Genomic DNA, 24,025 nt, shown 5'->3' with positions numbered 1-24,025 from the left:
GTCCGGCGGCCCCGCTGTTCAGACGGCGTCCCCCGCGTGGTCCGCCAGGTCCGCGAGGACCGGCGGGTCGGCGCCCTCACGGGTCACCGTGACCGCGGCGGCGGACGCCGCGAACCGCAGCATCTCCTCCAGGTCCCCCCGGGTCGTCCCCGCGAGACGGGCCCGGGGGCCGTCGCCCAGCAGGTCGCGGCGGTCCAGCCAGGTCAGCAGCGCTCCCATGAACGAGTCGCCCGCGCCGACCGTGTCCACCACCTCGACCTCGGGCGCCTCGACCGACGCCTCCACACCGTGGGAGACCGCGAGGGCCCCCTCCCCGCCGAGGGTCGCCACGACCAGCGACGGGCCGAGGGCGGCGAGGGCGAGGGCCGCCCGCGACGGCGACAGGTCCGGGTACAGGAACGCCAGGTCCTCGTCGCTGGCCTTGACCACGTGCGCCTGCGCGCAGTGCCGCAGGGCCAGGGCGCGCGCGGTCGCCGGGTCGCCGATGACGTCCGGCCGGATGTTGGGGTCCAGGGTGAGCGTCACCCGCCCCCTCCCGTGCTCGCGGCGCAGCAGCGACTCGATCCGGGAGGCCCCCGGCTCGCGGAACAGGGCGATCGACGCGGCGTGCAGGGCGCGCACCTGCGGCTCCAGCTCCTCCGGGAGTTCGCCCGCGCGCCAGTGCCAGTCGGCGGCGTCGTCCATGCGGAAGTCGTAGCGGGCCGACCCGTCCGGACCGAGCGAGGCGAGGGCCAGGGCCGACGGCTCCTCCGCCGCCAGGAGGCCGGCGGGGTCCAGGCCCTCGCCGAGCAGCCGCTCACGGATCATCGCGCCGAAGCCGTCCGAGCCGATCCGGGCGAGCAGGCGGGTCGGGGTGCCGAGCCGGGCCGCCGCGACGGCCGTGTTGGCGGGCCCCCCTCCCGGGGAGGCACGCAGCACGCCGGCGCCGTGGCCGGTGGGCAGCAGGTCCATGACGTTCTCACCGATCACGACGAGGCGCGCGGGTGCGCCCGACGCCCTCGTGCCGTCCGTGCTTCGCGCGGTCACTCGTCTCCTCCGGGGGCCGGGGCGGACGTCGCGGGGAGCGCGTCCGCGAGGGAGGTCGACAACCCGATCTGGGGCAGAAGGGTCGCCTGGTAGGCGTGGTAGACGTCGGGCTTGCCCGCCCAGACGCTTCCCGCCGGCCGGTTGGCCGGATCGAGTTCGTGGTGCCAGCTGCCGTGCTCGCCGTCCAGGTGGAACCTGGCTGCGTAGTCCCACCAGCGGTCGTAGAGGAGGGTGTACTCGCCGTCGCCCGTGTGCCGGGCCAGCGCCCAGGCGGCCATCGTCGCCTCGGCCACCACCCAGTGCATGCGCTCGCGCACGACCGGGCCGTCCTGCCAGTCGAGGGTGTAGACGAAACCGTCCTCGCCGTCGACCCCCCACCCGCGCCGGACCGCGTGGGAGAACAGGCTCCGGGCGTCGGGGGTCAGCCAGTCGGGGACGTCCTCGCCCGCCCGGGTGAGCGCGATCTCCAGGTGGACCAGCAGCCGCGCCCATTCGAGCAGGTGGCCGGTGGTGCTCCCGAAGGGGCGGAAGGGGTGGTCCGGCCGGTCCCGGTTGTAGTCCGGGACGGGCTCCCAGCCGGGGGTGAAGTGCTCGGGCAGGCGCCAGTCGTGGGCGGCGGCCACACCGTGGACCAGCCGCTCCGCGACGGCGAGCGCGCGCCGCGTCCAGAGGGTGTCGCCGGTGGCGTCGGCGGCGGCGAGGAACGCCTCGACGCAGTGCATGTTGCTGTTGGCGCCCCGGTACTCCTCGGTGGCCTTCCACCCGGCGTCCCAGCTCTCCCGGACGGCCCCCGCCGACTCCTCCCAGAAGCGGGCGTCCATGACCCGCAGCGCCTCGTCGAGCAGGTCGCGGGCGCCGGGGCGGCCCGCGGCGGTGGCGGTGGAGGCCGCCAGGACCACGAACGCGTGCTCGTAGGCGGACTTGCGCGGGAGGTCGGCCCCCGGCTCCCCGCCCTCTGCGTGGGAGCGCTCCCGGGACGCGTCCCCGGCAGGGCGCCCCTCCGGAACCCGGTCGAACCACCCGCCCAGCTCCCCGTCGCGCAGCGGCCCGTTCGCGAGTGCGGCCACCCCGTGGTCGGCGAGCCGGCCGGCGTCCGCGTCACCGCGGAGGTGGGCCAGGGAGAACACGTGCGTCATCCGCGCGGTGATCCAGGTGGCGACCGGCCGGTCCCGCTCCACCCCGCCGCGCGCGTCCAACCAGCCGAAGCCGTCGGGCACCGCGGAGCCCGCGGCGAAGGCGCACAGCCTCCGCTCCTCCTCCCGCAGCCACTCGGGATGCCCCGGGGCACGGTGTGTCGATGCTGTCAATCCACTGCCTCCTCGTCGGTACGCCGGACCACGCTATCCCGCGAGGTCGACGCGGCGGTAGCCCAGGGCCCGGCGAACCGGGCCCGGTCGCGCGCCCCCGGGACGGCCCCAGCGCGAACGCGCGCGGAGCGCCGGGCCCCGGTACCCCCGGGGTCCGGTGTGCCGGGGACGGACCGGACGGGCGGGACTCCGGGCGCTCCGTCCGGACGGGCGGGATCCCCCGGGCGGCTGCCGCCGGGGCCGGACGGACGGGCGGCGCGGACGGCGGATCCGGCTCCCGGGACCGCCCTCCGCCGGGGGCTCCGCTCACCGGTCGGCGGACGGCGGAAGGGCTCGCCCGCGGGCGGCCCGCCGACCCCCCAGGTCGGCCGAGCGGCAGGTCCAGCGGATGTGCTCGGCGACCGTGACGGGGTCGTCGGCCATGGGGATGTGCCCGCTGCCGATCAGGGAGACCATGCGCGCGTTCGGCACCCGCTCGTGGGCGTGCACCGCGCTGGACGGCAGCAGGGTCCGGTCGCGGTCCCCCCAGGCGATGGTCACGGGACAGTCGATGGGCCGCGCCGCGAAGTGGTACTCGGCGATGCGCGGGACCATCCGCACGTAGGGGGCTCCCGGTTCGAGCCCCTGCACACTGAAGCGGGTGGCCTTGGCCTCGGGCGAGGAGGGGTCGCCCCGCAGGGCGATCCGCGCGGCGGCCCGGGCGGGCGCGGTGTTGGCGAGGCGCTCCTTGACCGGCGTCGGGATCCGGGTCGCCAGGTCGGCGGCGACGCCTACCGCGCGCATCCCCCACCGGGCGAGGCTGTCCGAGAACCCTGCCGGGGAGAACACCGTCACCGACCCCGCCAGCCCACGGGCCCCCAGTTCCAGGGCGATCGATCCCCCGAGGGAGTTCCCGGCCAGGTGCGGGCGCTCCCAACCGTGCAGTTCGCACAGGGCGCGGACGTCCTCGGTCATGCTCAGGACGTCGTAGGGCTCGTCGGCCCCCGGCGCGGGGGTCGAGCCGAAGCCGGGCAGGTCCACACAGATGACCTGGTAGTCCCGGGCGAGCCGGGTCATGACGACCTTCCAGCTCTGGCGCCGGTCGCCCAGGCCGTGGAGCAGAACCAGCGGGCGACCGCGCCCGCGCCGTTCGAAGGCGATGCGTGTCGGGTCCATGCTGTCCGGTCTACCCGCTCCGGCGCGTCGCCACCACCGGGCCCGGGCGGGGCGCCGAACGGTCGGGTGGGCGGGGAACGGGACCGGACCCGCGTCCCCGTCGACGACGGCGGCCCCGGTCCCCGCGCGGGGACCGGGGCCGCACCGGAGGGGCGCAGGACGTCAGACCCGTACGGGCGCCCGCGTCAGCATCAGGCCCGACAGGACCGCCAGCAGCCCGAGCAGGGGCACCAGTCCCACGCCCAGGCCCGACACCGTCAGTATCAGCATCCCGCCGCCGATCAGCGCGGCCGCGACCAGGACCCGCAGCATGCCGGGGGATCCGCTCAGCGCCTTCGGCGGGTTCTCGAACCGCACCGCCCAGTGCGCCAGCGGCGCGATCATCGGCAGCAGGACCGCCAGGCCCAGCACGCCCCACAGCAGCCACGTGCCCGTCAGCGGCGCCGGGGTGTCGATCCCCAGGCCGAACACCAGGACCCCCGCGACCACGCTGACCGGGATCATGTGCCACAGGTAGACCGTCATCAGCTGCGGGCAGACCCGGTCCAGCATCCGCGCGGGCCCGGGGCGGTCCGACCACGCGCTGATCCTCTCCCGCAGCAGCACCGCGACGCCGATCTGGAGGACGCCCAGGGAGCCGAGCACCAGGGTCGGCGGGGACACGTTCGAGGTCTCGGCGGCGAACACGCCCGTCATGTTCACCGAGTACGGCCCGAACAGCACCAGGGCCAGCGCGGCGACGCCGCCGCCCACGGCCATCATCGCCGCGTAGCGGAGGCGGATCGCCCCCGTCGCGTAGCGGAAGCCGAGCTGGTGGATGCCCAGCCACACGAACGCGATGTTCAGGTACCCGACCCAGTCCGCACCGGTCCCGTACCGGACGGCGTCGACGGCGACCGCGCCGGCGAGCAGCGCCGCCGGCACCCACCACCCGAACCTCTCCTGCGCGGCGAACAGCACCGGGGTCGCCACCACGACCAGCACGTACACCGCCAGGAACCACAGGACCATGCCCGCCGCGCCCGAGCCCACCAGGACCGACTCCGCGGGGGCGCCGCTCAGCACCAGCAGGTGGGAGGCGGTGATCCACACGATCGCGAGCGGCACCACGGGCCAGGCGAGGCGGCGCAGTCTGCGCGCGTACCAGGTCGAGGCCGGGACCCCCTTGTCCGAGGCCGAGCGCCAGCTGATGAGGTTCGCGGCCCCGCCGACGAAGAAGATCAGCGGCATGACCTGGACGACCCACGTGAGGGCGAAGCCGCCCTCGGTCTCCAGGACGCTTCCCGCCTCCAGGACGCCCTGGTCCTGGGCCAGGACCGGGAGCCACCAGTGCTGCATGACCACGAGGGCCATGACGAGGAGCCTGATGACGTCGAGAAACCTGTCACGCCCCGCTCCGGGCCGGGGGACCCGCTGGTCGGCGGCGGGTGAGGCCGCGTGGACGGTGCCGGGCGGGGGCGCGGACAGCAAGCCCCCGCCCTCGTTCTCGACGGTCACGGTCATGTCGCTCCTAGGTCTTCCCGTGCACGGACCCCCTGGGCACAGCGTGTTCCCAGTGGTCGGAGTCGACCGGGATCAGGGGGTGGCAACGCGTTCTCCAACGCGCCCTACGGCGGGCCCGCGTCGGTGTCGGCAGATCGGTGACGCGCGTTGTTACGACCTTAGGCGGAACAGGCGGGTGGTCGCGATGGATCTGACGCCCCTTTTGAACCGGCGGTTCGCACTCCCCGAAAAGGTGGTGCCCGCACCACCGCGCGGGAGCACCCGGCAGGGTAGTGGAGCCCGGACGGCAGGGACCGCGTCCGGCGGCCGCTCGCGGCGATCGGCGCGGGCGCCGAGACCACCGGGAGCACCCGCGGCCCGCGCCCCGGGCGTACCGACCCGAGAGGCCGGGGGCACGGGAAGCGGGAGGGCCGGCGAGGGCGGTGTGGAACCGGTGGTGGTTCTCGTGGTGCGGCCACCCCGTGAACGCCTCAGCGTGTCCGGCCCCGCTGGTGCGGGGGCGGGCGTCGGCGTGGGCGGCGTGGGGCGTCGAGGGCCTTCCGGCCCGGTCGTGGACGTGGCCGTCCACACCGGTGCCGGAGGCCCTCTTCGCCTGTGACGGAGGGGTGGGTGTCACCGACCTCCGTGGTCAGCGCCCCTGGGGAGCGGTGGGCAGCGCGCGCTTGTGCGCGGTGGCGCGGTACCGGTCGACCAGCGTGGTCTCCACGTGCTCGGGCACCGGCAGCCCCTCCAGGAAGTCGTCGATCTGGTCGTAGGTCAGACCGAGCGCCTCCTCGTCCGGCTTCTGCGGCGACAGGGTCTCCAGGTCGGCGGTGGGGACCTTCGACACCAGGTCGTCCGGGGCGCCGAGCTCCGCGGCGACCGCGCGCACCCGGCGCTTGGTCAGACCGGTCAGCGGGACGACGTCCACGCCGCCGTCGCCGTACTTGGTGAAGAACCCCGTGACGGCCTCGGCCGCGTGGTCGGTGCCGATCACCAGGCCGCGCAGGCCGCCGGCGACGGCGTACTGGGCGATCATCCTCTGCCTGGCCTTGACGTTGCCCAGGACGAAGTCCTCGGAGGCCTCGGTGTAGGCGAGCCCGGACTCGGCGAGGGAGGCCGCCATGGCGTCGCTGGCGGGTTTGACGTCCACGGTGAGGCAGCGGTCCGGCGCGGTGAGGTCGACGGCGCGCGCGGCGTCCTCCTCGTCCTTCTGCGCGCCGTAGGGGAGGCGCATGGCGACGTACTCGGCGGTGTGCCCGGCCTCCCGCGCACGGTCCACGGCCAGGCGGCACAGAAGACCGGCCGTCAGCGAGTCGACGCCGCCGCTGATGCCCAGGACGAGGGCGGTGGCGCCGGTGGTGGCCAGCAGTTCGGAGAGGAAGGTCACGCGCCGTTCGATCTCGGCGCGCACGTCGAAGTCCTCGGGCACGTCCAGGTCGAGGATGATCTCGCGGCGGGCCCGGCTCAGCTCGGTGTCGGTCACAGCTCTCCCCCGTGGGTCTCGTGCGTGTTCCCGCCGATTATCGCGCGCGGGGCGGCGGGCCGCGCAGCCGGGGCCTCGCCGACCGCGGAAGGAACCGGCCCCGGGCCGCCGCGATCGCGGCGGCGCCCGCGGCGGAGGACCGGGGCGGGGAGGGCCTGCGGGAGCCGCGCGGGCTCAGTCGTCCGCGCGCAGCCGCCGGGCGAAGCGCTCGTAGTCGACCACCACGCCGTGCCCGTCCACCGAGAGGCGGTACTCGCCGTGCAGGGGGTCCCGGTAGGTGTAGCGCTCCAGTCCCCCCTCGGCCGCGTGGCGCGTGTAGCGCTGCCGGACCCGGCGCACACGCAGGGAGGGGATGTCGATCCAGACGACCTGGATGTCCCGGTACTCGCCGGGCCGCAGGCCCAGCCTGCGGATCGGGAGGGTGTTGGTCAGCGGTGTGGCGGCGACGTCCACGTCCAGGCAGCCGACCAGGCCGGGGAGGGGGTTCCCCTTGTCGTCGAACCAGTGGCCGCCCTGGGCGGCGAGGGCGACCGCGGCCGTGCCCCGGCTGCTCACGACCTCGGTGCGCACCTCCCGGGTCGCCCAGGCGAGGTCGGTGCGGACGGTGAAGCGGGTGAAGAACCGCTCCTCGCCCTCGACCACGGTCTCCCCCGCCTCCAGGCGGTAGCCGTCGGGCTCGGGGAGGAGTGTGCCCAGGCCGAGCCCCTCGGGGACGTCGGTCCGAGCCCATGCGGCTGGATGTTCCGTCGGTGACGACATGTCACCGTTCTACCGCTCTCCGGGTCCGGTGCGCCAGGCAGGGCGGGCCCGCGCCCCCGGAGAGGGCCCTCCGCGCCGGGGTGCGGCCCCGGCGCGGAGGGGGGGTCAGACCCCGGCGGCCTTCTCGGCCCCGGGTCCGGACCCGGCCGCGCGGAGTTCGGCCTCGACCCGGTCGAAGTCCTCCTCCATCTGCGTGCTGACCTTCGCCAGTCCGTTGAACACGAAGATCGCGACGAGGCTGAGGGCGACGGCGGGAACCATCGCGTACAGGCCGATGCCGAGGTAGGCGGTGTCGACGACGTCCCAGAGGATCGCGGTGACGCCGCCCGCGATCATCCCCGCGAGCGCCCCGGCCCAGGTCATCCTCTTCCAGAAAACGGAGAGCACGAGGATCGGTCCGAAGCCGGCGCCGAAACCGGCCCACGCGTAGCCGACCAGGTCCATCACCGACTGGTTGCCCCACAGCGCGATCGCCGCGGCGGCCAGGGCGACGACCACGACGGTGACGCGGCTGATCCACAGCAGCGCCCTCGGGTCGGCGTCCCTGTTCACGAAGGCCTTGTAGCCGTCCTCGGTGAGCGCGGACGCCGCGACCAGCAGCTGCGAGTCGGCCGTGCTCATGACGGCGGCGAGGATGGCGGCGAGCAGGAGTCCGGCGACCAGCGGGTGGCTCAGCGACTCGATGAGGAGCGGGAAGACCTGCTCGGGGTTGCCGAGGGGGGTGTCGAAGTAGGCGATGCCGATGAAGCCGATCGCCACGGCCATGGCCATGGCGCTGACCGCCCAGGTGACGCTGATGACGGCGGCCTTCGGGATGTCCCTGACCGACCGGATGCCCATGTAGCGGGAGAGGATGTGGGGCTGTCCGAAGTAGCCCAGGCCCCAGGCGAGCCCGGAGAGGATGACGACCCAGCCGAGGGTCTCCGTGGAGGCCCACCGGCCGAGGTCGGCGTCGAGGGAGACCCCGCCGACGGCGGACAGGAGGCCGTCGCTCCTGGCGGACACGCCTTCGGCCAGGCCGCCGAGACCGCCGAGCGCGGTGACCGCCATGACGGGGACCACCAGCAGCGCCAGCCACATCATCGCGGCCTGCACGACGTCGGTGTAGGAGACCGCGAGGAAGCCGCCGAGGACGGTGTAGAGCACCACGATGCCGACGCCGATGGCGATGGCGGGGGCCGGGGAGAGGCCGAAGACCTGGTCGAACAGGGCCGCCATGGCGACCAGGCCGGAGGCGACGTAGAAGAAGTAGAAGACGATGATGAGGATCGCCGAGACCCCGCGCAGCAGGCGGGTGGGGTCGTTGAAGCGGTTCTCCAGGAACGAGGAGAGCGTCAGCGAGTCGGAGTCGCCGCCCGCGCGGGCGTCGGTGACCCGCTCCGTGTACACCCGGAGCCGGGGGGCGAGGAGGATCCAGCTCCCCGCGAAACCGCAGGCCAGGCCCACGGCGATCCACGCCTCCCCCAGGCCGGAGACGTAGATGGCGCCCGGCAGGCCGAGCAGCAGCCATCCGCTGAAGTCGCTGGCGTTGGCGCTCAGGGCGGCCACCCAGCTGTTGAGCTGGCGGCCCCCGAGCACGAAGTCGGACTGCGAGACGGTCCGCTTGTAGGCCCAGAGGCCGATGGCGACCATGCCGGCGAGGTAGACCGCGAAGGTTCCGATCGACCAGAGCATCGATTCGCTCAAGACCGGCTCCTCCCTTCCCTTGCGCGCGCAACTGATGCCCTTACGCGCTGTTTACGGACATTGCTCGCGATCACTACCCCTTGTTCCACGGGTCACAACGGTTGTGCGGTGAACCACACCGCTTCGAGACCGCGCCGAGTCCTCGGGGGGTGCCGTTTGTCCGTGCGGCCATGCGGGACGCCCGCGGTTTGTCCGATCGGACAGGAGGAGCGCGAGCCACCGTGGGGCGGCGGGGCCGCTCGCGGCCCGAGGGGGCGGCGGGGCGCCGACCGGGGCGTCGCGGAGGACGCTGTCGGCCTCCGCGGACCCGTGGGGGGCCGGGGCCGCCCGGCAGGTTCAGCCGAACCGCGTGCGGAGCCCCGACTCCACGGCGGCGAGGTGCTCGCCCAGGGCGCGCCGGGCCGCCTCCGGGTCGCGGGTGCGGACGGCGCGCGCGATCTCCCCGTGCTGGGCGTTGCTGAGCGCGATCCCCTCCTCTGTGGGCGGGGCCGTGTCCATGAGCCCGTTGACCCGCATCCGCACGTCCGTCAGGACGGCGGTGAGCTCCTCGGAACCGGTCAGGCGGGCCAGGGTGACGTGCAGGACGGTGTCGAGGCGGCGGTAGGCGGCCCGGTCGGCCCGCTCCGCGGCGGCGAGGCCGACCGACAGCAGGCGCTCCTGCTCGGCGGTCAGGCCGGTCTCGGCGAGCCGGACCACGACCCCGGTCTCCACCACCCGGCGGAGGGCGAGCAGGTCGTCCAGCCCGGCGCCCGTGGCCGCGAGGCCGCGCAGGGCCTGACCGGGCGTGGGGCGGGGCGGGACACCGCGGACGAACGTTCCGCCGCTGCGCCCCCTGCGCGCCTCGACGTACCCCCGGTCCTGGAGCAGGCGCAGGGCCTCGCGCAGGGTGACGCGGCCGACGCCCAGCCTGGCGGCGAGGTCGCGCTCGGCGGGGAAGCGGGCTCCGGCGGGGACCACGCCGAGCCGGATCGCGCACAGCAGCCGGTCGACGGTGGCCTCCAGGGCTCTGCCCGACGGCACCGGGCGGAAGACCGCCTCGGCCGCGGGATCGGTGGGAGGGTCCACACGGTCAGCTTAGGCTTGCCCCCGGTCCTTCAGGGTCCGCGACCACCGGGGGGCGCCGCCCGCGGCGCCGGCCGCTCTCCGGCAGCCGTGCCGGGTCCGGCCCGCGCCCCTGCTCGCGGGGCGCCTCCCCGCGGGCGGTCGTCCGCGTGTCCGGCCCGCCGGCGGGGCCCGGCGCCGGGCCTTCGCCCCCTGGTTCACAGTCGCCCCTCGGGGGAACGGTTCCGGGCACAACGGAATTCGAGAGAGGTCCCCCCGACAGTGGACACCCCCCTTTCACCCCGCGGCCTCCAGCCGAACGAACCGGCCTGGCAGATGCGGGTGCTCTACGAGGACGAGGACGAGGACGAGGCCGTGGGCGGCGCCGTCCTGCTGTCCCCCGGCCTGCTGGTGACGTGCGCGCACGTCGTCAACACGGCGCTCGGCCGCGACGGGGACCCGGAGGACCACCCGGGAGCGGGCACCACGGTGCGCCTGCGCTCGTTCGACGGGCGGGTGTGGGAGGCGGAGGTCGCGACCGACCTGTGGGCGGCGGGGCCGCAGAGCCGCGACCTGGCCCTGCTGCGCCTGAGCGGCCCGGGGCTGCCGGACACCGACTTCCCGGTCCTCAGCGGCTGCGGGGGCCTGGAGCCGGGGCAGGCCCTGTACACGACGGGGTACCCGGCGGACATGCGGTCGCTCCAGGCCTCGGTGACCTACCACGGCAGGGGCGGACCCAACGGCGTCACGCACCAGGTCGAGACGCCTCCCTCGCGGTCGTCCCGGATCACCGGCGGGTTCAGCGGGTGCGCCGTACGGACCGAGACCGGTGAGCTGGTGGGACTCGTGCAGATGAACCACCACTACGAGTGGGGGCGTCCCGGCGAGCCCTCGGGGATCGCCTTCATCCTGCCCGTGGAGGAGATCGCGGGCGAGCGGGCCGGGGGCGAGACCGTCTCGGCCCAGCGCCTCGCGGACGAGTCGCTGTGCGGGAGGCGGACCTACGACCGCCTGCACGACCTCCTGGACTCGATCCCCCTGGAGGCGGTCCCGCCGGAGAGGCTGCTGGAGCCCCGGGAGATGCGCCGGGTCAGGCAGCAGGGGGCCGCCACCACCGCCTGGCGGATCCTCACCGCGCTGTGGGACCTGGTGCCGGGGGCGGGGAGACCGCCGTTACGGGTGGCCTGGGTCCACCACGTCTACCGGGAGGTCTCCCCTCACAGGCCGGTCCCGCCGATGGTCTGGCAGTGGATCCGGGACGAGGCCTCCGTCCTGGGCCGTGAGTGGGCGGAGGCCCTGGCCGCGGACCGGGGCGAGCGCCTGCGCGGGCCCGAGGAGCCCTCCCCCGCGGAGCGCCCCGCCCCCGAGCCCGTCCCCGACGAGCCCGACACGATGGTGTTCTTCGACCTGGAGCCGGTGACCGGCGGCTTCAAGCTCTCGCACGGCTTCGCCCGGCGGGGCGAGGCGGACGGCCGTCCGCTGCACCAGGACACGAGGCTGGTCAGCGAGCCGGAGATCTGCGACGAGATCGGCGACCTCATGAGCGACGTGGTCATGCGCAGGCTGGTCACCCCGAACGAGGAGTCCCTGCGGCTGCGCGTCTTCCTCCCGAGGAACCTTCTGTACCTGCGCCTGGGACAGGCCACCGGCACCAGCGAGGTGCAGTTCCCCTCCCGGCTGGCGTCGAGGTACGAGATCGTCTACCACATACGCGAGCGGCACGTGGACCCGAGCTACCTGGGGACCCCTCCCGGCCGGTGGCTCCTGCGCTCGGAGAAGCAGCGGGAGGAGGCCCTGGTGGAGGACCGCAACGTCCTCCTCACGTGGGAGAAGAAGGTGAGCGAGGTCGCGGACGCCCTGTCGAGGTCGCACCTGACCGTGTGCGCCGTGGACTCCGAGACCGGCGACGCCGAACACGTCTACGACTCCGCCGTCAACATGGGGGTCCCCACCATCGTCAAGGGCCCCAAGAAGGCCGTGTTCGACTTCGTGAACGAGCTGCTCGAACGGGAGCCCCGGTCCCGGGTGAGGATCACCGCCCTCCCCCGGCTCCTCCGCGACAAGTCGCAGGACTACCCCGACTTCCGCGACGTCTCCCTGTTCCAGGACGACTACGGGGACGTGCTCGCGCGGGCCGTCCTCGACGGGGGTTCGGCGCTCCCCCGGGCGGGAGGGGGCGGGACGGGCGCGGTGCCGTCCCCGCGGGCGGCGGCCTCCCGTGACGTGCCGGACTGACCGAGCCGGGGAGAGCCGCCGTGCCGACCATTCCACTCCATCCTTTATGCCCGTGCCGTTCGGCCGAAATCGTCTGGAAGCGGAGGCGATACCGACCCGTGAACCCTCCCGAACACGCACATCGGGGGTCCGTTCCGATTTCCCGGGCGATCGGGACGCGCCGCACGGCACCGCCCCCGACGACGGCGTGGCAGAATCGGAGGAAGGACATTTCCAGGAGGAGTTCAGAAGAGGGGCCCGCCGACCCCTCCTTTGAAGTTCCCCACAAGGGGAAAAAGACGACATAATGGACGATTTGTCCCACAGGTACCAGAACGCACTCAGCACTCTGACAGGTGGCTCGTCCCGCCCGGTCGTTCTCGTCGACTCGTCCCCCCTCATGGAGCTGCACCGCGACAGCGTGGCCGCGCTGGTCGAGGGCGCCGGGCGGGCCGGGTGCACGGTCGTCCGCTTCCACCCCGGCAACCCCACGCACACCAGGGGTGAACACGATCCACCGTGGCCCCTGGAGTCCCACCTCCCCCCGGACGCCGCGGTCGCCGTCCTCGTCACCGACACGCAGGACCGCGGGTGGCGCGGCCCGAGGCTGCGCTCCTGGGCCGCCTCGCTCGCCTCCCGCCTGCCGACCGTCCTCCTCCACCTCCTGGACCGCTCCGTCTGGTCCGGGGGGCCGCTCGCGCCCGGGCCGATGCGCATGACCGGGCCGTCCCCCGTCCCGCCCTCCTCCTGGGAGTTCACGGGGGCGGCGGCCGGCGCCGGGGACGGCGGCCTCCCCGCGGACGCCGCCGTGCTCCCCGTGCTGGAGTTCGGCCCGGACGCCCTCACCGCGTGGAGCGCGGTCGTGAGCGGCGGGGCCGGCGCCTGGGAGGCCGACGCGGCCGTGCTCCCCGCCGACGGCGCCCGGCCCCCGGGCTCCGCCCCCTGGGACCCCGATCCCGTGTCGCGCTTCCTCTCCCACGCCTCGCGCGGAGCACGCGACCTCGCCGTGCGGCTGGCCCAGGCCCCGGTCAACCTCAGGGTGGCCGAGCTGATCCAGAGCAACATCCCGCACGCGCCCCGCGACCCGCGCGCGGCCGTCACCGAGATCGCCGAGGTGTTCGGCAGCGAGCTGATGGACCCGGCCGTGCCCCTGGGGGACCTCGACGACCCCGCCGCCGCGGCCCTGGAGTTCCTTCCGGGGGTCCGCAGGGACCTCCTGGGCGGCTTCGGCGACCTCAGCGTGATGCGGTCGGTGTTCTACTCCCTCGGGATCGAGTTCAAGGACGCGGCCAGGCTCTACCAGTGGCTGTCCCGGATCGAGACCGGCGCCCCCCAGGACCCCCCGCTCGACGGCGAGGAGGACCTGGCCCGCGCCGTGCTGCCCGCGCTCTCCGAGATGCCGGGCGAGTACCGCAGGTTCGCGGACCAGCTCCGCGTCGCCCTGGGGGAGGAGCCCGCCCGCGAGGCCGCTCCGACGGGCGCCCCGGCGGCCCGCAGCACACCCCCGGACGGGGCGCGCTCCCCCGGCGGCCCCGCCCCCCGGCACGGGGACGCGCCCCGCCCCCGGACCACCGCCCCCCGAGAGGAACCGAGCCCGACCGTGACCGACCCCCACACCCCCGCGACGGAGTCCGCCGGCTCGGAGCCCCTGGCCCTGGGCAGTCCGAGGCTGCGCCGTTCGCGGCAGAAGCCGCTCGCCAAGCTCCGCGGCGTCCCGCCGCACAACCTGAACTTCACCGGGCGGGAGAAGATCCTCGAACACGTCCACGACCTGTTGGAGGACTCCGTCGGCGGGGTCTACCTGCTGGCGGGCGGCGGCGGCATCGGCAAGACCCAGATCGCCACCGAGTACGTGCACCGGCACCGGGACGAGTACGACCTGATCTGGTGGTTCGCCGCCAACAGCGCCTCGGACGTCCAGCAGTCCTACCTGCGCCTGGCCCGGTACCTGGGCCTGGGCGACGACACCGGGAACCTGGAGCAGGTCGCCCAGCAGGTACGGGAGGTCCTGGAGGGCGACCCCGGGGTGGGGCGCTGGCTCCTCGTCTTCGACGACGTCTCCGAGCTCGACCAGCTGGGGGAGGAGGTCCTCCCCTCGAACGGCCCCGGGGACGTCATCATCACCTCCCGCGACCAGAGCTGGATCCCCAGCGGGCGGAGCGAGGGCTCGATCGTCCCCAGCCTGAGCGCGCGGGAGAGCGTCGCCCTGCTCCGCAAGGTCTGCCCCCACGGCCTGGACGACGACGCGACGGCCCTGCGCATCGCCGAGCGGCTGGAGCACCTCCCCCTCGCGCTCGCGCAGGTCGGCGCCTACCTGCGCGACTCCCTGATGAGCGTGGAGGAGTTCCTCCACCTGCTCCAGGACAAGTTCGACGAACTCGTCACCCACGTGGAGCCGGAGGACCTGTACCCCCTGCCCCTGGCGGCGGCCTGGAACATGCAGCTCGACGACCTCCGGCGCGGCACGGGGCCCGACCGCGCCCTCAAGCGGATGGTCAGGGAGTTCGTCCAGCTCTGCTCGTTCTTCGCCCCGCGCTCCCTCTCGCGCACCCTGTTCCACCGCGCCCGCGGGCTGAGCCCCAACCCGGACCTGTCACAGATCCTCGGCAACGAGATGGTCCTGACGAGGGTCCTGCGCTACGTGAGCAGGCACAGCCTCGCCGAGTTCGACCGGACCAACCACACGTTCCAGCTGCACGTCACCTTCCAGACCGTCGTGCAGAGCACCCTCGGCGACGAGGAGCGGGTGCGCTACCGCGACCTGGCCCACCGGCTGCTGGCGCAGAGCGACCCCCTCGGCCCCGAGCTCCCGCAGAACTGGCCCGAGTACCAGCTGCTGTACACCCACGTGGACGCCTCCGAGGCGTGGCGCAGCCACGACCCGCAGGTCCGCGGCCTCGTGGGCAACGTGATCGTCTACCTGGTGGAGACCGGGAACGGCGACGCCGCGCTCGCCCTGGCGGACCGGGCCATCGAGGCCTGGTACGACGACACCGCGCAGAGGTTCCAGATCCAGCTGCTGCGCACCAGGATCCTCCGGATCCGCGGCGACAACGAGATCGCCCTCGCCGAAGCGGAGCGGATGTACGCGGAGCAGGCCCAGCTGGAGGGCCCGGAGAGCGAGGAGGCCCTGGAGGCCCACCGGGCGCGAGCCATCGCGCTCAGCAACCTCGGGCACTACGCCAGGGCCCTGGCCATGTTCGAGGACATCCACCGGACGAGGACCATGCTCTTCGCCGAGGACGACGAGAACACCCTGGTCATCGCCCACGACATCGGCGGCTGCCTGCGCCGCCTCGGCCGCTTCCGGCAGGCCCTGGAGCTGGACCGGCGCACCCTCGAACAGCGCAAGTACGTGTTCGGGCCGGACGGCATCCCGACGCTGCGGACGCGGTTGTCGATCGGCCTCGGCCTCATGGCCCTCGGGTACCTGGAGGAGGCCCGGGAGACGCTGGTGGACTGCCGGAGGCGGTTCGAGGTCACCGAGGCCAACGCCAGCACCCACACCTCGGACATCCCGGTCTTCCTCTCCGTCATCCACCGCCGGCTCGGCGACCACACCCTGGCGCTGGAGCTGACCGAGCAGGCGCGCGAGGTCAACGTCGCGCGCTACGGGCCGCACGCCCCGCCGACGCTGCACCTCAACAGCATCCACATGGTGAACCTGGCCTTCGCCAACCGCCTGGAGGAGGCCCGCCGGCTGGTCGAGGACCTCCTGGCGCACATGGACGACAGGTTCCCCTCACGCCACCTCTTCCCCTGGGCCTCCAGGGCCAACGCGGCGATCGTGTTCCGCGTGCTGGGCGAGTACGAGCGGGCGCACGAGCTGGACCGCACCGCCATGGCGGAGATCCGCGAGCGCTTCCCCGACGCGGACGTCACCCTCACCGCCGTCGAGGTCAACCTGGGCAACGACCTGTTCGCCCTGGGGAGGCTCAAGGAGGCCCGCGCCCAGGACGCCGCGAGCGTGGAGCTGTGCCGGGAGACCCTGGGAGAGCACCACGTCTTCCTGACCACGGCCCGGCGCAACCTGCTGATCAGCCGGCGGGCGCTGGGCGAGGACGTCGGGGAGGAGTGGGAGGCGCTGCGCGAGCACTACACCTCGCGGTTCGGGCCCGAGCACCGCTTCGTGACCACGATGGCGTCCTTCACCCGGCTGGACACCGACATCTTCCCCGTCAGGGACTGAGGAGGGGGCGGTCCCGGCACACGCCCGGGGCCGCGGAGGCCGCTCAGCGCACGGACGAGACCAGGGACAGCCACTCGCGGGACCGGAACCGCAGGACGTCCCCTCCGGGGCGGTGGGAGTCGCGGAGGCACACGCGGCCCGGCTCGCCGAGGGAGGCCTCGCAGCAGTCGGCTCCGGATCCCGACCTCGACGACTTGCGCCATCCGGTGCCGTCACGCCCGTCCCGCCAGGTGGCACTTGAGCCGTTTCGCCCGGTCATAACTGGTACGTCCCACCGTTTCCTCCGCGCGGACGGCAGCGGAATATCATCGTTGCCGGACATCTCCCCCTATTTTACTTTCTGTGGACATCAAGAGGAATGGCAAGCCCCTTCGGAGAATGCGTGAGGCCAATGTGAACAAAGTGATCGACTTCGTCACCGACGACGGCACCGTGATCAGCATCGAGTCCGCCCCCGTCCGCAAGGAGGGGGCCGCCCCCGTCTCACGGACCCCGGGAAAGGCCACCGGGGACAAAAGGCTCGACTCCGTCCTGCTCCGCATCAGGAAGATCGCCGAGGCCGTGTCGGCGCAACTGGAGGAGCTCTCCTCCTCCTCGCTGGCGCCCTCGGAGACGGAGGTCGAATTCGGTGTGACCGTGAGCGCCGAGGCGGACGTCGTGGTGGTCAAGGGGACCGGCGAGGCCACCTTCAACGTCCGGATGACCTGGACCGCCAAGGGCTGAGGGCCGGGTCCCGGCGCCTCCGGCCGGGGCCCGGGACACACCCCCCGCACGCGAAAGCGGCCCGGATCGCGCGCCTCGATCCGGGCCGCCCCGGGGGGAGGCCTTGTCCGCCTCCCGGGAGGAGAACCCCGTCCGGCCCGCCTCACGCGGGCCGGGACACCGTCAGTCCCAGTCCAGGCCGCTGCCGGTCTGGTACTCGATGACGCGGGTCTCGAAGAAGTTCTTCTCCTTCTGGAGGTCCATCATCTCGCTCATCCACGGGAACGGGTTCTCCGTCTCCCCGAAGATGGGGGCCAGGCCGATCTGCTCGGCGCGGCGGTCGGTGATGAAGTGCATGTACTTCTCGCACAGCTCCGAGTTGAGGCCGAGCACGCCGCGCGGCATGGTCTCGCGGCCGTACGCCACCTCCAGCTCGCACGCCTCCGCCAGCATCCGCCGGACCTCGCCCTGGAACTCCTCGCTCCACAGGTGCGGGTTCTCGATCTTGATCTGGTTGATCACGTCGATGCCGAAGTTCAGGTGGATCGACTCGTCGCGCAGGATGTACTGGTACTGCTCCGCGATGCCGATCATCTTGTTGCGGCGGCCCAGCGACAGGATCTGCGCGAAGCCGGTGTAGAACCACATGCCCTCGAAGATCACGTAGAACGCCACCAGGTCGCGCAGGAACGCCTGGTCGGCCTCCGGCGTGCCGGTGCGGAACTCCGGGTTCTCCAGGTTCTGGGTGTACTTGAGCGCCCAGGCGTCCTTCGCCGTGATCGACGGGACCTCCCGGTACATGTTGAAGAGCTCGCCCTCGTCCAGGCCCAGGCTCTCGCAGATGTACTGGAAGGTGTGGGTGTGCACCGCCTCCTCGAAGGCCTGGCGCAGCAGGTACTGGCGGCACTCCGGGTTGGTGAGCTGGCGGTACACGGCCAGGACGATGTTGTTGGCCACCAGCGACTCGGCGGTCGCGAAGAAGCCGAGGTTGCGCTTGAGCATCAGGCGCTCGTCCTCGGTCAGCCCGTCCTTGGACTTCCACAGCGCGATGTCGGCCTGCATGGCGACCTCGGTGGGCATCCAGTGGTTGTTGCAGCCCGCGAGGTACTTCTCCCACGCCCACGTGTACTTGAGCGGGAGCAGCTGGTTGACGTCGGCGCGGGCGTTGATCATCGCCTTGTCGTCGACGTTGACGCGCTCGGCGTCGCGCTCGATCTCACCGAGGCCGCTGGTGGCGCCGGCGTTGTTCTCGGAGACTGCGGTCATGCTGGGGTTCTTCCGTTCTCCGGCCGGGCCGGAAAGTCGTTGTCGGGAGCGGGACGCGGCGTCGCCGCGGGCACGGTCCGGCGGGGCGGCCGGACCGGCCCGGGGCCGCCGGCGGGCGGCCCCGGGTCTCACGCCCTACTGGCAGGCCTCGCACTCGGGGTCGTCGATGGAGCAGGCCTGGCCGTCGACGATCTCGAACTCGTCCTCGACCTCGGTGTTCACGGCGGCGGGCGCCGCGACCGGCTCGGGGACGGGGACGGGGGCGGGCGCCGGGGCGCTCGGGGTCGCGGCGACCGAGTTGAGGCGGCCGTCGGTGCCCTTGAGCGTGCTCTTCTCCACGTGCGTGGCGCTCTGCGAACGCAGGTAGTAGGTGGTCTTGAGACCGGAGCGCCACGCGCGGCGGTACAGGGTGTCGAGCTTCCTGCCGCTCGGGGCCGCCATGTACAGGTTCAGGGACTGGGCCTGGTCGATCCACTTCTGGCGGCGCGATCCCGCGTCCACCAGCCACTCGGGGTCGACCTCGAACGCGGTCGCGTACAGCGCCTTGAGGTCGTCCGGGACGCGGTCGATGGCGCCGAGGCTGCCGTCGTGCATCTTCAGCGCCGAGACCATGTCGTCGTCCCACAGGCCGCGCGCCTTGAGGTCCCGGACCAGGTACGGGTTGACGACGGTGAAGTCGCCGGACATGTTCGACTTGACGTACAGGTTCCGGTAGAGCGGCTCGATCGACTGGCCGACACCGGTGATGTTGGCGATGGTCGCGGTGGGCGCGATCGCCATCACGTTGGAGTTGCGCATCCCGGTGGACCTCACGCGCTCGCGCAGCGAGTCCCAGTCGAGGGTCTCGCCCCGGTCCATGTCCAGGTCGCCGCCGCGGGAGTCGGCGAGGAGCCGCAGCGAGTCGATCGGCAGGACGCCCCGGCTCCACAGCGAGCCCTCGAAGGACTCGTAGGCGCCGCGCTCGGAGGCCAGCTCCATGGACGCCTCGATGGCGTAGTAGCTGATCAGCTCCATGCTCTCGTCGGCGAACGTCACCGCGCCCTCGGAGGCGAACGGGGTGCGCAGCTTGAACAGGGCGTCCTGGAAGCCCATCAGGCCGAGGCCCACGGGGCGGTGGCGCATGTTCGCGCGGCGCGCCTCGGGGATCGTGTAGAAGTTCACGTCGATGACGTTGTCGAGCATGCGCACGGCGGTGCGGACGGTGCGGCGCAGGCGCTCGGCGTCCAGGCCGTCGGGGCCCACGTGCTGGGCCAGGTTGACCGAGCCCAGGTTGCAGACGGCGACCTCGTCGGCGCTGGTGTTCAGCGTGATCTCGGTGCACAGGTTGGAGGAGTGCACGACGCCGACGTGCTGCTGCGGCGAGCGCAGGTTGGACGGGTCCTTGAAGGTGATCCAGGGGTGCCCGGTCTCGAACAGCATGGTCAGCATGCGACGCCAGAGGTCGACCGCGGGGATCTTCTTGGCGACCTTGATCCGGCCCTCCTCGGCGGCGGCCTCGTACTTCTCGTAGGCCTCGGCGAAGTCGGTGCCGTACTTGTCGTGCAGGTCGGGGACCTCGTCCGGCGAGAACAGGGTCCAGCTGCCGCCCTGCTCCACACGCTGCATGAACAGGTCCGGAACCCAGTTCGCGGTGTTCATGTCGTGGGTGCGGCGGCGGTCGTCGCCGGTGTTCTTGCGGAGGTCGAGGAACTCCTCGATGTCGATGTGCCAGGTCTCCAGGTAGGCGCACACGGCGCCCTTGCGCTTGCCGCCCTGGTTGACCGCGACGGCGGTGTCGTTGGCGATCTTCAGGAACGGGACGACGCCCTGGCTCTTGCCGTTGGTGCCGCGGATGTGCGAGCCGAGGCCGCGCACCGGGGTCCAGTCGTTGCCGAGCCCGCCCGAGTACTTGGACAGCATCGCGTTGTTGCTGATGCCGTGGAAGATGGCCTGGAGGTCGTCGCCGACGGTGGTGAGGAAGCAGGAGGACAGCTGCGCGCGCACCGTGCCGGCGTTGAACAGGGTGGGCGTGGAGGCCATGAAGTCGAACGAGGACAGCAGCTCGTAGAACTCGATGGCGCGGGCCTCGCGGTCGTCCTCGTTGAGGGCCAGCCCCATGGCGACGCGCATGAAGAACGCCTGCGGCAGCTCGTAGCGGACCTCGTCGCTGTGCAGGAAGTAGCGGTCGTAGAGGGTCTGGATGCCGAGGAAGGTGAACTGCTCGTCGCGCTCGGGGCGCAGGGCGGCGCCCAGGCGCTCCAGGTCGAACCCGGCGAGCGCCGGGTCGAGCTGGCCCAGGTCGATGCCGCGGCTGACGTAGGCGGCCAGGTAGGCGGCGTAGCGCTCGCCCATCTCGGACTGCCCGGCGGCGTCGGGGGCGCCGCTGATGAAGGTGAGGGCCTCGCGGCGCAGCTTGTCCAGCAGCAGGCGGGCGGCCACGAACGAGTAGTCCGGGTCGACCTCCACGAAGCTGCGGGCGGCCATGACCAGGGCGAGCTCGACCTCGGAGTCGGGGATGCCGGGGTAGAAGCCGCGGCGGGCCTCGGTGAGGACCTTCTCCGCCGAAACACCGGTGAGCCTCGCACAGGCCTCGGTCACGACGTGCTCGATCCGGTCGACGGCGGCGGGGGGCGCGCCCTCGTTGGTCGGCTCGGGCCGAACGGATACGGGCACGGCCTCGACGTCAAGGGTCATACAGCGGCTCCAACCTCGGTAGAAGAGTCCCGGCGGGGAGGGGACACGATGGGCAAGGTGCGCGGCACGCACCGGGGGACCGACGCACCGGGTGCGTGCGGTCGTCCGACCGGTGGGTCGCGGCGGCTCACCCTCGAAGCCCCGTCGTCGGCGCACGTTCACGTGCGCACCGGTGGCAGGTCTTCGGGCTCGTGGGCGGCCTACGCACCGTCGCTTCCCGGGGCCTTCGGGGGTCCCCAGTGCCTGTGACGGCTTCGTTCCCACTTACCGCTGCGGGGCAGCCCCGGCTTCGCACCGGGTTCCCTCTTGCCTCACCCCGAGGGGTGAACCACCAGCGGGACAGATACTACATCTAGGGGGCCCTGCGTTGGAACACCGCAAGATGATGGCGTGTCATCGATTTCTCGGATTCTTCGACGATCGTCGAACACACGCGTGGGCCGTGGTATGAGAGGGCCTCGGGCACCCGGTTCAGGGGGATGTCGCGCCTCGTCGGGGCAGCTGGGAGGCGACCGGACACAGCCTAGATCGTCGCCGGGGCTCCCCGGGACCGGGAGCGCCCCCCGAGGGGCGGCCGAACGCCCGGAACGCCGCTTCCGAGGCGGTTCGGGCGGCGCCCGGCGAACCGGTGCCGCTGACCACACGGCCGTGTCCGCGGCGGCCGGCCCCGGACCGGAGCGGCCGGGCGGAGATCCGTGCCTCCACCGCCCCGGGCGTGTCGGCGGCGCGCCCGCACGTCGGAAAGCTCACTCCGCCGGGCCGGACGGCCGGGGTCACTCCTCGTCGAGTCTGCGGTCCAGCCGGTCCTCGGACAGCCCCAGGTCGGTGCGGATGCGGAACCGGATGCGCAGGAGCTCCACCAGGAGGTCGCGGACGTAGGGCGAGGAGGCCCGGTCGAGGAACCGGTGCGCGCCGACCGTCGCCCACCGCTCGGCGCCCTCCAGGTCGTCGTGCGCGTACAGTGCCTCCGCGACGTGGATGAAGGTCTGGAGTCCGGGCGGATCCTCGCCCTCCAGGCGTTTGAGGTGGGCGTAGGCCTGGTCGACCTCGTCCAGTTGCAGGAGTGCCCCGGCGCTGAGCGCGCGGGCGTCGATCACCGTGGCCCCGCCGTCGTCGATCGCCCTCTGGTAGGCCGAGCAGGCGCGCTCGAACTCCTGGGCGATCTCCCACTGCTCCCCCGCGCGCACGAACAGCTCCGCGCGCGAGACCTCGCTCCCCGCGTCGACCCGGTTGGCCAGGTCCAGGAGTTGGGCGGCGACCCGTCCGTGCTCACCGGACCGGACAGCGTGGAATTCCCAACGGTCGAGTTCTGCCGTCGTCACGTGGGTCAACCGCATCGCCCCCATCCCCTACTCGCACTCCCGCGCGCCCTGTCAGGACCTGGCCCGCTCCAGGGCCTGCCAGAACCCCTGGCGCAGTCCGTCACGGACCTCGTCACGCAACAGGTGGTCGATCGGCAGCGAGGAGCCCTGGAGCAGGCGCGCCTCCAGGTCGGAGGGCATCCTGGGCCTGCGGGCGAGTACGGCCTCCACCCACAGGGCGGGCGCCTCGCGAGCGATCGACTCCGCGAAGTCGTTCCCTTCCTTGTGCGCGACATGCACCGCTTCGTCAACGGTATGCGCGGCGGGACGTGTCTGCTGTGGATATCCAGGACTGGGACGGGATTCCTGGTAGCCGCCGGCGCTGAACCGGCTGGCGGGTTCGGGACCAGTAGGTGGCGGCCCCCCGTAGGGGGAGGCTGCCCCACCGCGGTGAGCGGTGTCAGTTTCCGTACTGGTCCCATAGGTAGGGTTTGCGTCGGCCGCTCCCCCGAATCCGGAGCCGTCCCCACCCCCGTAGCGCGGGTCCTGCCGTGGGTCCTGGGGTGGGGCGCTTCTCGGAGGTGGCGCGTGGCCGGGTTGGCCGTCCGACGCGAAGGAGCGCTGCGGCCCCGTCCCCGCGGCGAAGGACTGCTGGGGTCCCGTGCCGTTGAAGGAGGGCTGCGCTCCGGTCATCGGCCCCGATCCGGAGGCCGGCCTCCCGGGCATGCCGTAGCCGCTGGGGTCCGCGCCGCGCATCGACGGGTGCCCGTCGGTGACGGGATAGCCCTGCTGCCCGTTGTGGGCGGGGTGGCCCCCGGTCACCGAGTGGCCGGGGTAGGAGCCGCCGCCCGTGCCGGGCGGGGTCTGCCCGCCGGACGGGAATCCGTTGGCGTCGATGCCGCCCGGCTGCTGGCCGCCGTCGCCCCCCGGTCCGACGAGGTGGTCCCCGCCGCGCTGCTGCGCGAGGGACCTCCGCATGGCGCGCAGCTGGTCCATGGCGCTGCCCTGGGGGACGGGCTGGCCCCCGGTCCCCGCGAACATCGCCTCCAGGCCGCCGCTGGAGGATCCCACCGGGTCGACCCGGGCGCCGCCGGGCTGGGCCGCGACGGGCTGCCGCGGCGTCTCGGGCGCGGAACGGGCCCGGCCGTTGGCGAACGGCGTCGTGGTCTTGGCCGCGGTCTCCTGGGAGGAGCCGCTGCTGGAGAGGAGGTTGACGTGCGGGCGCAGGTGGCCCGCCCCGATCTCGATGAGGTCGTCGCACTCCCGGCGCAGGGCCCGGGAGATGGTCCAGTTGCCCTCGACGGACACGTGCACGACGGTGACGCGCACGCCCATGTCCTGGACGTCGGCGACGACGGAAGCCATGTCCTCGTCACCGCTGACCAGGACGGCGTCGCACAGGACGCCGGTGCGTGCCAGCGTGGTGATGTCGCGCTGGACATAACTCTCCACGCCCTCGCGGCGGCCGGGCCGTATCCTCGCGGCACGGAACTTGACGCCGGGGATGTCGGCGATGCCGTCCTGCTCCTGGGAGCGCCGCTCGTCGGCGACGGCCTCGTACCAGTAGCAACGCAGCAGCGGAAGACCGGTGCGGTCCCGTGCGACCTCGTTGAGGAACTGGACGAGTCCGGAGTAGTCCCAGGAGACGGAGTCCCGGTTGCGGGTTCCGTGCACGGCCATCGCGCCGTCCGCGAGAAGGTATCCCGCGTCAACGAACAACGCGCAGCGGTCCACGTGA

At 73.0% G+C, this 24,025-nt stretch carries 16 protein-coding genes and 1 riboswitch; of the genes, 3 read left to right on the top strand and 13 right to left on the bottom strand.

The genetic code is table 11. The features are described from left to right. Window positions 1-18 precede the first annotated feature (18 nt). The 8 genes from ACFQBR_RS14515 to ACFQBR_RS14480 all read right to left on the bottom strand — a co-directional run bounded on the left by ACFQBR_RS14515 (window position 19) and on the right by ACFQBR_RS14480 (window position 9,966). The gene (locus ACFQBR_RS14515; protein ID WP_344179530.1) at window positions 19-1,026 is read right to left on the bottom strand and encodes a carbohydrate kinase family protein; all 1,008 of its coding nucleotides are present in this window, start codon (window positions 1,024-1,026) and stop codon (window positions 19-21) included. Continuing rightward, on the bottom strand, window positions 1,023-2,333 hold the full coding sequence (locus ACFQBR_RS14510) for an AGE family epimerase/isomerase (protein ID WP_267947135.1): 1,311 nt from the start codon (window positions 2,331-2,333) through the stop codon (window positions 1,023-1,025). The genes ACFQBR_RS14515 and ACFQBR_RS14510 overlap by 4 nt, the downstream gene beginning before the upstream one ends. Window positions 2,334-2,639: 306 nt before the next feature. Further along, window positions 2,640-3,488, bottom strand: a complete 849-nt coding sequence (locus tag ACFQBR_RS14505; RefSeq protein ID WP_344179528.1) for an alpha/beta fold hydrolase — start codon at window positions 3,486-3,488, stop codon at window positions 2,640-2,642. A gap of 162 nt (window positions 3,489-3,650) precedes the next feature. Then, entirely contained in the window at window positions 3,651-4,991 is a 1,341-nt protein-coding gene (locus tag ACFQBR_RS14500; protein WP_344179525.1) for an acyltransferase family protein, read from the bottom strand. A 628-nt stretch (window positions 4,992-5,619) separates the two neighbouring features. Beyond that, the gene (gene nadE, locus ACFQBR_RS14495) at window positions 5,620-6,456 is read right to left on the bottom strand and encodes an ammonia-dependent NAD(+) synthetase (RefSeq protein WP_344179523.1); all 837 of its coding nucleotides are present in this window, start codon (window positions 6,454-6,456) and stop codon (window positions 5,620-5,622) included. A gap of 174 nt (window positions 6,457-6,630) precedes the next feature. Further along, window positions 6,631-7,215: a putative glycolipid-binding domain-containing protein gene (locus ACFQBR_RS14490; RefSeq protein ID WP_267947139.1), complete on the bottom strand. Its 585-nt coding sequence runs from the start codon at window positions 7,213-7,215 to the stop codon at window positions 6,631-6,633. A gap of 105 nt (window positions 7,216-7,320) precedes the next feature. After that, entirely contained in the window at window positions 7,321-8,889 is a 1,569-nt protein-coding gene (gene putP / locus ACFQBR_RS14485; protein WP_344179610.1) for a sodium/proline symporter PutP, read from the bottom strand. 348 nt (window positions 8,890-9,237) lie between these two features. Then, on the bottom strand, window positions 9,238-9,966 hold the full coding sequence (locus ACFQBR_RS14480) for a FadR/GntR family transcriptional regulator (protein WP_267947141.1): 729 nt from the start codon (window positions 9,964-9,966) through the stop codon (window positions 9,238-9,240). 258 nt (window positions 9,967-10,224) lie between these two features. Here ACFQBR_RS14480 and ACFQBR_RS14475 point away from each other — a divergent pair, with 258 nt between their 5' ends. Both ACFQBR_RS14475 and fxsT read left to right on the top strand, forming a co-directional pair. Further along, on the top strand, window positions 10,225-12,177 hold the full coding sequence (locus tag ACFQBR_RS14475) for a S1 family peptidase (RefSeq protein WP_344179520.1): 1,953 nt from the start codon (window positions 10,225-10,227) through the stop codon (window positions 12,175-12,177). Between the two features lie 286 nt (window positions 12,178-12,463). Then, window positions 12,464-16,345, top strand: coding sequence for an FxSxx-COOH system tetratricopeptide repeat protein (gene fxsT / locus ACFQBR_RS14470; protein WP_344179518.1), 3,882 nt, complete (start codon window positions 12,464-12,466; stop codon window positions 16,343-16,345). Window positions 16,346-16,388: 43 nt separating this feature from the next. Here the strand turns inward: fxsT and ACFQBR_RS14465 are convergent, their stop codons facing one another. Then, window positions 16,389-16,604 carry a DUF397 domain-containing protein gene (locus tag ACFQBR_RS14465; protein ID WP_344179516.1) on the bottom strand — a complete coding sequence of 72 codons (216 nt, stop codon included), beginning with the start codon at window positions 16,602-16,604 and terminating at the stop codon, window positions 16,389-16,391. A gap of 143 nt (window positions 16,605-16,747) precedes the next feature. Between ACFQBR_RS14465 and ACFQBR_RS14460 the strand changes: the two genes are divergently transcribed. Next, window positions 16,748-17,068 (top strand): CU044_2847 family protein, encoded by a 321-nt coding sequence (locus ACFQBR_RS14460; RefSeq protein WP_267947144.1) that lies wholly within the window; start codon window positions 16,748-16,750, stop codon window positions 17,066-17,068. Between the two features lie 162 nt (window positions 17,069-17,230). On the opposite strand, the gene ACFQBR_RS14455 is transcribed toward ACFQBR_RS14460, so the two are convergent. From ACFQBR_RS14455 to ACFQBR_RS14440, 4 genes are all read right to left on the bottom strand, one after another. Further along, entirely contained in the window at window positions 17,231-18,313 is a 1,083-nt protein-coding gene (locus ACFQBR_RS14455; RefSeq protein WP_267947145.1) for a ribonucleotide-diphosphate reductase subunit beta, read from the bottom strand. A gap of 135 nt (window positions 18,314-18,448) precedes the next feature. Next, window positions 18,449-20,986 carry a ribonucleoside-diphosphate reductase subunit alpha gene (locus ACFQBR_RS14450; RefSeq protein WP_344179511.1) on the bottom strand — a complete coding sequence of 846 codons (2,538 nt, stop codon included), beginning with the start codon at window positions 20,984-20,986 and terminating at the stop codon, window positions 18,449-18,451. Window positions 20,987-21,143: 157 nt separating this feature from the next. Next, window positions 21,144-21,334, bottom strand: a riboswitch (cobalamin riboswitch). Between the two features lie 425 nt (window positions 21,335-21,759). Continuing rightward, complete coding sequence (locus tag ACFQBR_RS14445; RefSeq protein WP_267947147.1) at window positions 21,760-22,332, bottom strand: hypothetical protein; 573 nt, start codon at window positions 22,330-22,332, stop codon at window positions 21,760-21,762. A 27-nt stretch (window positions 22,333-22,359) separates the two neighbouring features. Then, window positions 22,360-24,021, bottom strand: a complete 1,662-nt coding sequence (locus ACFQBR_RS14440) for an NYN domain-containing protein (RefSeq protein WP_344179508.1) — start codon at window positions 24,019-24,021, stop codon at window positions 22,360-22,362. Between the last annotated feature and the right edge of the window lie 4 nt (window positions 24,022-24,025).

It is taken from the genome of Nocardiopsis tropica (genome assembly GCF_042660575.1).
In the GTDB taxonomy this organism is placed as follows: domain Bacteria; phylum Actinomycetota; class Actinomycetes; order Streptosporangiales; family Streptosporangiaceae; genus Nocardiopsis; species Nocardiopsis tropica.
Note: the sequence above shows the minus strand (reverse complement) of the source record. Positions and strands in the feature narration are given on the sequence as shown.

Excerpts from the sequence above, each read along its gene's own strand:
- ACFQBR_RS14505 (WP_344179528.1), bottom strand. The coding sequence starts at position 3,488 with ATGGACCCGACACGCATCGCCTTCGAACGGCGCGGGCGCGGTCGCCCG.
- ACFQBR_RS14490 (WP_267947139.1), bottom strand. The coding sequence starts at position 7,215 with ATGTCGTCACCGACGGAACATCCAGCCGCATGGGCTCGGACCGACGTC.
- ACFQBR_RS14445 (WP_267947147.1), bottom strand. The coding sequence starts at position 22,332 with ATGGGGGCGATGCGGTTGACCCACGTGACGACGGCAGAACTCGACCGT.
- putP (WP_344179610.1), bottom strand. The coding sequence starts at position 8,889 with ATGCTCTGGTCGATCGGAACCTTCGCGGTCTACCTCGCCGGCATGGTC.
- ACFQBR_RS14500 (WP_344179525.1), bottom strand. The coding sequence starts at position 4,991 with ATGACCGTGACCGTCGAGAACGAGGGCGGGGGCTTGCTGTCCGCGCCC.
- ACFQBR_RS14465 (WP_344179516.1), bottom strand. The coding sequence starts at position 16,604 with ATGACCGGGCGAAACGGCTCAAGTGCCACCTGGCGGGACGGGCGTGAC.
- ACFQBR_RS14450 (WP_344179511.1), bottom strand. The coding sequence starts at position 20,986 with ATGACCCTTGACGTCGAGGCCGTGCCCGTATCCGTTCGGCCCGAGCCG.
- ACFQBR_RS14455 (WP_267947145.1), bottom strand. The coding sequence starts at position 18,313 with ATGACCGCAGTCTCCGAGAACAACGCCGGCGCCACCAGCGGCCTCGGT.
- fxsT (WP_344179518.1), top strand. The coding sequence starts at position 12,464 with ATGGACGATTTGTCCCACAGGTACCAGAACGCACTCAGCACTCTGACA.